The 8821-nt window shown below is 44.7% G+C and carries 8 protein-coding genes and 1 tRNA gene; 3 read left to right on the forward strand and 6 right to left on the reverse strand.

Annotated features, from left to right (window positions below; genetic code table 11):
- Window positions 1-438 precede the first annotated feature (438 nt).
- The gene (cofG, locus tag QT979_RS27985; protein ID WP_333215772.1) at window positions 439-1392 is read left to right on the forward strand and encodes a 7,8-didemethyl-8-hydroxy-5-deazariboflavin synthase subunit CofG; all 954 of its coding nucleotides are present in this window, start codon (window positions 439-441) and stop codon (window positions 1390-1392) included.
- Window positions 1393-1600: 208 nt separating this feature from the next.
- On the opposite strand, the gene QT979_RS27990 is transcribed toward cofG, so the two are convergent.
- From QT979_RS27990 to cpdA, 3 genes are all read right to left on the reverse strand, one after another.
- Window positions 1601-2377 carry an SDR family NAD(P)-dependent oxidoreductase gene (locus tag QT979_RS27990; protein WP_333150527.1) on the reverse strand — a complete coding sequence of 259 codons (777 nt, stop codon included), beginning with the start codon at window positions 2375-2377 and terminating at the stop codon, window positions 1601-1603.
- A 202-nt stretch (window positions 2378-2579) separates the two neighbouring features.
- On the reverse strand, window positions 2580-4058 hold the full coding sequence (locus QT979_RS27995; RefSeq protein WP_333150529.1) for an alpha-amylase: 1479 nt from the start codon (window positions 4056-4058) through the stop codon (window positions 2580-2582).
- A gap of 189 nt (window positions 4059-4247) precedes the next feature.
- Window positions 4248-5027, reverse strand: coding sequence for a 3',5'-cyclic-AMP phosphodiesterase (gene cpdA / locus QT979_RS28000; protein WP_333312295.1), 780 nt, complete (start codon window positions 5025-5027; stop codon window positions 4248-4250).
- 176 nt (window positions 5028-5203) lie between these two features.
- On the opposite strand from cpdA, the gene QT979_RS28005 reads away from it, so the two are divergent.
- Window positions 5204-5274 (forward strand) — tRNA-Cys (locus QT979_RS28005).
- 129 nt (window positions 5275-5403) lie between these two features.
- Here the strand turns inward: QT979_RS28005 and QT979_RS28010 are convergent.
- From QT979_RS28010 to QT979_RS28020, 3 genes are all read right to left on the reverse strand, one after another.
- A complete protein-coding gene (locus QT979_RS28010; protein ID WP_333215776.1) occupies window positions 5404-6015 on the reverse strand; it encodes a type II toxin-antitoxin system PemK/MazF family toxin in 612 nt (203 codons plus the stop codon).
- 4 nt (window positions 6016-6019) lie between these two features.
- Window positions 6020-6502 carry a type II toxin-antitoxin system antitoxin SocA domain-containing protein gene (locus QT979_RS28015; RefSeq protein WP_333215778.1) on the reverse strand — a complete coding sequence of 161 codons (483 nt, stop codon included), beginning with the start codon at window positions 6500-6502 and terminating at the stop codon, window positions 6020-6022.
- Between the two features lie 188 nt (window positions 6503-6690).
- Window positions 6691-7161 (reverse strand): DUF4079 domain-containing protein, encoded by a 471-nt coding sequence (locus tag QT979_RS28020; RefSeq protein WP_333150537.1) that lies wholly within the window; start codon window positions 7159-7161, stop codon window positions 6691-6693.
- Window positions 7162-7257: 96 nt separating this feature from the next.
- Between QT979_RS28020 and QT979_RS28025 the strand changes: the two genes are divergently transcribed.
- On the forward strand, window positions 7258-8739 hold the full coding sequence (locus QT979_RS28025) for an ankyrin repeat domain-containing protein (protein WP_333215780.1): 1482 nt from the start codon (window positions 7258-7260) through the stop codon (window positions 8737-8739).
- Window positions 8740-8821: the final 82 nt, after the last annotated feature.

The following is an 8821-nucleotide window of genomic DNA, read 5'->3' on the forward strand; positions in this document are numbered from 1 at the left end:
TGTCGGTTGATGTTACCCACTCACAAAAGCGTTCCCAGACGTTGGCGCTTTCGCGCTGCTGTAAGGTTGTTGTCATTTGTTTATGATTGCTTTATTTGGTTTTCAATGTTCGTGACGGCTTTGTGTTCCGCCATGTAAATAAACATAAAGCTTTTATTTCAGTTTGTAAAGGCCTTTTAAGAACAGTTTTTCTTATATGTGTCATAAATTATGATTTTTAAAAGCCAGAAGGCTTGCTATATAAGGAGTTGAAAAGCTGAATGCGGAATTAGTGGACGATCGCCCACAAAGGAAGAATACTCATAATCTACCGGGGCAACGAGATTCGGGACGGGCGTCAGTGTTAAGATAGATGAAGGGTGGCGATCGCCAACCGCAAAACTCGCACTGCACAGATATATGTTGTTGCGTAAGTCCGATCGATAAAAGTCCCAAGGAATGTCCCGCACCGTCACCTACAGCCCTGCTTATACTCTGGTTCCCACTTACGAGTGTTATAACCGCTGCACTTATTGCAATTTTCGGGCAGAACCGCTGCAAAGTCCTTGGCTAACACTCGCAGAAGCCGAAAAACAGCTCAACTTGCTGCAAAGTCAAGGTGTAATTGAAATTCTCATCCTCAGCGGCGAGGTACATCCTCACAGTCAACGCCGAAAAGCTTGGTTGCAGCGGATTTACGATTTGTGCGAACTAGCACTTGCTCTGGGATTTTTGCCGCATACTAATGTGGGGCCGCTCAGCTTTGAGGAGATGGCACTGTTAAAAGAGGTAAATGTATCGATGGGGCTGATGCTAGAACAGCTTGCCCCACATTTGTTACAAACGGTTCACCGACACGCACCGAGTAAAGTGCCGGCGTTGCGGCTGCAACAGTTAGAATGGGCTGGGGAATTGAAGATTCCGTTTACAACTGGTTTGCTGCTGGGAATTGGGGAAAGTTCGGCCGATTGCGTGGAGACATTAGAGGCGATCGCCCGGATTCATTCGCGTTACAATCACATTCAAGAAGTTATCCTCCAGCCACACAGTCCGGGAAATCAGCAAAGTTGGGAGGGTGAAGTTTTTGATGCTACAAAAATGCCCGAAGTAATTGCGATCGCCCGCAGTATTTTACCATTTGAAATCAGGCTGCAAATTCCCCCGAATTTAGTTGCACAGCCAGAGATATTGCTGGCTTGTTTAGAAGCAGGTGCTAGAGATTTAGGAGGAATTGGGCCGCGGGATGAAGTTAATCCCGATTATCCTCACCTGCAACACCAAACTTTAACAGAAATTTTAGCAGCATCGGGATGGCAAATCGTGCAGCGTTTGCCTGTTTATCCTCAGTACGATAAGTGGCTGCCCCAGACATTGCAAAGTGCTGTTAAACAAAGGAGAGTCAATCGATTTTAGATTTTAGATTTTAGATTTTAGATTGAATAATTGAGCCTAGTATCGATTTTAGATTTTAGATTTTAGATTTTAGATTGAAGAATTGAGCCTAGTGATAAATCCAGGGGCTTGTGACCAAATTGCTTGATAGTCAGTCAATCGATTTTAGATTTTAGATTGAAGATGGGTAATTGGTAGCAAGATTCTTTAAATTGCTGCTATAGAGATTTTAAATCAAAGAACCGCCACCATCAATCCAGACTTCAGTACCTGTGATGAAGCTGGAGGAATGTGATACCAGAAATAACACTAATTGAGCGACTTCTTCGCTAGAACCTGCCGTATTATCCGTCAAAGGAATCATGTCTTGAATGGAATCAGGCGGGACTGGAATGCGATCGAGATGGCGCTTAACAGTGCTTTCCTCAATGGCAGTTAGCACCCCGCCCGGACAGATCACATTGACTCTAATTTGGCAGGCTGCGAGTTCTAGCGCCAGCATTTTTGCAAAGGCTACTTGGGCAGCTTTTGAACAAGCGTAGGCCGTGGCACCAACTTTCCTGAAACTTCTGGTGCCATTAATTGATGATGTAATGACAATCGAACCTCCTTGTTTTTTCAGATGAGGAATAGCATACTTAACAGTCAAAAATGTTCCTCTGAGGTTGGTATTAATTGTCCGATCCCACTCATCGGGTTCTATCTCCTCTATCGGCGACCATACACCGTTAATACCAGCATTTGCAAACACAATATCAATTCTTTGATATTTGTCAAAAATTGTTTGAAAAGCTTGTTGCATTTGCTGAGAATCCCCAACATCTGCGGCAATAGCCAGCCCGCAGCCTCCTTCATTGACCAACTGCCGGACGGTTTCTTGCCCCGTTTCCAAAATGTGATCGATAATAGCAACTTTGGCGCCTTCCTTGGCCATTAAAATTGCTGCTGCATGACCAATTCCCGACCCACCGCCGGTAATAACTGCAACTTTTTCTGAAAGTTTCATATTTTTTTAGATAAATATTTTTTTGGGCGATCGCATAGCATAAAAATAATACTAGAGAGAGGAGTTTAGTCCTCACTACAAACAAGTTTCTTTCATCAAAATCATGCAAGTTAAAAATGGTTTAAGGTAATAATTATAGCGGTAAGGTGTGCACTGCACACCCTACTTTAGGCAGAGGATTACGTCAATTTTAACGTAGTCCTTACGGCTGTGGCACCCAGACCGAAACAGAACCGGCGTTACACCTAAAATCAGCCCAACCATCGTCATTAGTTGTGATTGATTCTTTGATGTGTTCGGTGATGTCAATATAAGTTCGATTCGGTTGTCCGACTTCCATAAACTTAGTGCCATCGCCTCCGTTACTGAGTACCACAGCCATGCCGCCCGGATGTTCTTCATCTCCGAGTCGCGTCCAGCCAATAGTGTTGGCGTGGTCGAAGTAATCGTACTGATTGCCGTAGGAATAAGTTTGGCGCGCTAACAAGAATTTATCGAGAATAAACTGATGTTTATCTAACCAAATCTCGTATTCGTTGCCATCGTTTGCTGTATCCTTATAGTTGGCGCCATAATAGTCCGGGTAAAAAATGCACGGATATCCTTCGCTTCGTAGCAAGATTAAAGCGTAGGCAAGAGGTTTAAACCAAGCCTCGACAACAGATTCTAGGGATTGTAATGGTTGAGAATCATGGTTGTCAACCAAGGTAACGGCGAGGGTTGGTTGCTGTTGGACGAGGGTGTTATCAAAAATTGTTCGCAAGTCGTAGCTATTGCCGGCTTTGCTAGCAGCGTGGAAGTTGTAATGGAGGGGTGCGTCAAATAAGGAGACTTTACCATCCGTTGCTTGGATGAAGTAGTGCAAAGCTTCCACTTCGTAAGACCAATATTCACCGACGGCAAATAGGTCGCGTTGGGCATAGTGGCGAACGTGTTCCAACCATTCTTGGAAAAATTCTGCTTTAACGTGTTTGACGGCATCGAAGCGAAAGCCGTCAACGTTTGTTGTATCGACATACCACTCACCCCAGTATTTCAACTCCCCGCTGACTTCTGGGTTGTCCATATCTAAATCGCAACCCATGAGGTAGTCAAAATTACCTTTTTCTAAGTCTACTCCTCGATCGAATTCTTTGCCTTTTAGCAAGTAAACGGCATGGGTTTCTGTGTTGTAAACGTTGTAATCAATGGCGTCAAAATGCCACCAATGCCACTCCATACTAGAATATTTTTGGTCGCGTCCGGGGAAGGTAAAATGCGTCCAAGCTTTGATTTTTTGATATTCGCCTACGGTGTCATTCCGGTTGTCGGGATGGAAGGGCGTGGCTTCGGCTTCTTCTTCTGCATCGGCACCTAATTTGTGGTTAAAGACAACATCGGCATAAATCCGAATTCCTGCATCTTGGGCAGCTTTAATCGCGGCCAAATATTCATCTTTTGTGCCGTATTTAGTGCGTACCGACCCTTTTTGGTCGAACTCGCCTAAATCGAATAAGTCGTAGACGCCGTAACCCACATCCATACCGCCGCCGGTTCCTTTATAGGCTGGCGGCAACCACAGCGATGTAACGCCTATTTTGGCTAAATCTTTTGCCGATTTCGCTAGCTGATTCCACAGGCTGCCGTCGTCGGGGCTGTACCAGTGGAAATACTGCATCATCACGCCATTGAGTTGAGACATATATTTAGTTTTTCCTGTTTTTTTTAAATTGCGATCGACATTTATGTTCGTAGCTCGCTAGTTTACGTATGTCTGCAATCTATGGTTAATAAATATCATAAAAGATGGGGCTGCTAAAAACAATCTATCTGTTGATGTATTGACAACAGAATGTAAATTTGATAATAAATTTAGGCAGACTAAAAAATATTAATTTGGTGGCGACTTTGCAGCAACTCGCTCAACTCTGGTGTTCCAAGTACCGTCGATCGCCAATTCAAGCAATCTAAATCCCGGCGGGATTTCGTCAAGTATAATAGGATGGCTTTTGGGTAAAAGTTGGATGCAGGTGCTGGGTGTCCCCAAGTAGGTAACTGAGCCCCGCTGTTGTTGAAATTCTTGGTGAATGTGGCCGCAGAGGACTATTTTGATTTGAGGATATCGATCGACAATTGCCAAAAATTCATCGGCATTGTGCAGCATCATTCCATCCATTATTTCAGAGTCGATCGGCAAAGGATGATGGTGTAAGGCAATGATAACAGGTCGATCGCCGGTTTGTTGCAGTTGAGACTCCAGCCAATGCAAGCTTTCTGGGGAAAGCCGCCCGCCGTCGCATCCGGCTTCCACACTCGAAAGTAATAGAAATTGCCAGTTTCCTAGCATCCATGATTTTTCTGGGGAAAGAGGCGACTGATTTAAGATTTCTGCCATGACTGGGATGTTGTCGTGGTTCCCAGGTATCCAGTAGGCGGGTATTCCGAGGGGGGCGATGAGGGAGACGAGGCGCTGGTAGGATTCGGGTGTTTCGTCTTGGGACAAGTCGCCTGTGAGTAGGAGTAAGTCGGGCGGTGGCTGTATCTGTTGCACGCGATCGAGAACTGCTTGGAGGGTGCGGGTTGTTGAGAGGCCTTTCCATTCTCGATCGATCTCTGCAAACAAGTGAGTGTCGGTGATTTGGGCGACGAGTAGGGGAGAAACTGTTGTCATGGCTGGTGTTGCGGGCGATCGATGTAGTTCTAGAATAGCCTCGGATGGGTTTTGGGGATATGGGAAAAAAGGGCGATTCCCTACGGGATAGCTGCGCTTTACGAAATTTTTGACCGGTATGTTAAAATTTTCGAGATTTGGTGTACTATAAGAAAACGTCAAATTTCCGACGTGACGGCGGCATAGCCAAGTGGTAAGGCAGAGGTCTGCAAAACCTCCACCCCCAGTTCAAATCTGGGTGCCGCCTTTTTTGATTTTTGTTAGATGGGGCTAAGATGCCGTTTGGGCGATCGAGAAGGTTAACAGGATATAGCGAGAGTGCTCAAGTCCACTGAAAAAACCTTCTTGATCCCTACGATATATTACTACTCATTGACTACGATCGCAAATCGTCGATCAGTTTTTCTATAGCCATACTTTTTGTGGTTTCATCCGGTAGAAGATTAAACACTTTCTGCAAAAGTTCTATAGACGCATTTTTAATAAACCAATCTTCACTCGGATTATCCCCAAGATTAAAAAAATACTTTAAACGTTCCTCTATAGCTTCCTTATCTGCTTTATCCAGTTGTGCAAGTCGCTTAAGCCAATCCCCTTGCGAATCTTTAAAACAGTTAGCATCAACAGTACATATCTGATGCACTAAAGCAAAGGAATTATTAGGAAGACTATTTGTGCTTGTAGAATTAATCGGATATACAGTTGGCAAACCTTTATAGGTTTCTTGTGAAGTCAACGGAATCAGCGTCAAAGTTTGGATGTATTTAGATTCATCTTGAAATTGGTCACTTGTCCAAACGATATAAGGATGCTCTCCCCGAAAAACCCGACTCGAATTAATCACCTGAGTGCAAGAAATTGTCTTGCACTCAATCTCCCCTGGTTCATTTATCTCATAAATATGATCATGACCGAGTTTGCAACGAAGAGATACTCTATAGGGATTGATAAAATAAATCCAACCTTGACGCGGTTTTTGTCCAGCCACTCGCTCACCCCAATTCACTCATTAACTTTTCTCTTTCTTTGTACAGATTAAGTCTCACCTGTTCCTCTGGTTCGTGGCTATATTTAACCTCAAGCATGGGAGCAGTGCTATAGACATATTCTAGTAACTGATTCAGTTTATCCTCTCCTGCCCCGACCCATTCTCTCCTGATGTTGTCAAGCATTAGCTTCAGACCTAAAGGTAACTTTAAATCATCCACATTACCAGCTCCCTCACCAAGTCTGATGAATATACTTTCTCCCTGAGATTCTTGAACAATCTCTTTGCCATTCATTTGATTTAAAGCAGCGTCTATGCCTTCGTTCCAAGGCCCATAGTGATAATAACGCCAATCTAAATCAGTAAGCTGCTTGTCTGTCCATTTGACCGCATAAAGATCGGCCAAATACAAAAACTTGATTAACTGCGTTTTTGTAATATAGCCTTTTGTTGCGTAGACAAAGTATTTGATCAGGTTTTCTAGCATGGCTTTAATTCTTTTGATTTCAAAAAGCTCCCTGATTAATCTTATAATTTGTTCGCTCAGTTTAACTTTAGCCTATTATATCATCCCAAGGAAAGCTTGGCTATTAAACAACTAAAAGTTATCACAATTTAATTGCTAATCACTAATCGCCCTAAAGCAATTAGCAATTAGCAATCTTACCCAAATTATCACATTTTGCTGATAATTCTTTGCAGGATTTCCACGCCTGATACCGCTTGCCAGCCAAACAGCCCCAAGAGCACAACATTCAGAAAGATGTGAGCGTTTCTCGCCCAATCATTGCCTTTTTGCATCAAAGGAGTCAGCGATGCTGCGATCGCAATTATTGACATCATTCCCAACCCTGCTAGCAAGTGCGGCCCGACAAATAGCTTGCCGTTGTTGATGTAGGTGACGGCCATTCCGCCGACTGCACCCGTTACCATCAAGGCTAGCAGCAAAGAACCCATCTGGTGATGCTTGATGTTGAATTTACCCTTAATTAACTCTTTTTTGACTTCGCCTTCCGCACTTCTGGTACGGCGGATTTGCAAGCCGAGATACAAAGCATAAAATGAGATGGCCAGCAGTACCCACATTAAAACTGGGTGGAAGAATTGGCTCCAAACTTTCACTGACTGAGGAATTTCGAGATTCATAGTGTTCTGAGGATTAGCAAACATACTTCATAAAACTTAGCATACCAGTCAGGCCGTCTCGTGCGACGGTAAAAATATACGGTATGAGAGACTATTATGCCTGCCACTAAACAAGACGCTGTATTGATTCAAGCCGCCAAGACTGGCAACATTATTCACGTCCAAGCTTTACTCGCTAAGGGAGTTGACGCTAACGCCAAAGACTCTGAGGGGACGACGGCTTTGATGTTTGCTGCCCAAAAGGGCTATACAGAAATCGTGCGTACTCTACTAAACAATGACGCTAATGTCAACCAGGTGAGCAGGCGTTTTGGGCTAACGGCTTTGATGCTGGCGGCGGCTCACAAACAGGCTGACTCTGTGCGGCTGTTGCTGGCTGCGGGTGCTGATGTTAATGCTAAAAATGATGATGGAAGTACAGCTTTGATGGCGGCTTCTCTCAAGGGTGATATCAATGTTGTGCAGATGTTACTTGATGCTAATGCTGATGTAAATGTGCGTGATAAAGATGGAGATTCAGCTTTGAAAATGGCTGCTTTATCCGGTCATCAAGCTGTTGTTAAAGCTTTGGTGGATGCGGGTGCTGTTGCTGACAATTCTATGCTGTTTTTAGCTGTCCGTCAAGGAAGCGCTGAAATTGTGCGAATTTTGCTCAATTGTGGGACGGATGCTAATGTTAAAAATCTAGAGAGCAAAACTGCTTTGATGCTGGCTGCGACGGCGGGAAATTTGGCTGTTGTCGAGGCGCTGTTGGCTGCGGGTGCTGATGTCGAAATTCCCGACAAAAACGGCGAAACTGCTTTAACTTTGGCTGCGGATGCCGGCAATACTGATGTGGTGCAAACTTTGCTTGGTGCGGGTGCTAATGCGAATGTGAAAAATGGAGATGGGGGCACGGCTTTGATGGCGGCTGCTGCTGGTGGAAATGCGGCGATCGCCCATATCTTACTCGATGGTGGCGCCGATATCAACGCTAAGGATAAAGATGATGAAACTGCTTTGAATTTTGCGGTGGTGGAAGGCTGCGAAGATGTAGTGGAATTGCTCTTAAACCGAGGTGCTAGTGTCGGTGCTAGAAATCGGTTGGGCGATACGCCTTTACTGGTGGCGGCTGTTCACGGCCATAGTGCGATCGTATCGGCTTTGCTGCAAAAAGTAAACTCAAATCGGGATGAGTTTCTGAATGCGAAAAACTTTGGGGAGACGGCTTTGACGCTTGCTGCGTTTCACGGACATACCGAGACTGTGAAGGCTTTGCTTGACGGCGGTGCTGATCCCAATGTCCCGGCGGATTTGGGGAAAACGGCTTTAATGAAGGCGTGCGATCGCGGTTATGTGGCGATCGTCCAATTATTAGTCGAAAAAGGTGCCGATGTCAACTTGCTGGATGATTCGGGCGCAACCGCTTTAATGTGGGCTGCACATCGGGGTTATCCTGATGCAGTAAAGATTTTAATTGAGGCTGGTTCAGAACTAAACCACAAAAATCCGGGAAATTATACAGCTTTAATGCTGGCTGAGTTTAAGGGTTATTCCAGTGTGGTCAAATTGCTCAAAAGTGCTGGAGCACTGGAGTAAGAATGAAATAGGGCTTGCTGAATATATCGCCCGCGTGTTACGTGGCCTGGGTTATTTGATCGCGCGCTCAATAGTAAAGTGC

Source organism: Microcoleus sp. w2-18bC1 (genome assembly GCF_036700365.1).
GTDB lineage: Bacteria > Cyanobacteriota > Cyanobacteriia > Cyanobacteriales > Microcoleaceae > Microcoleus.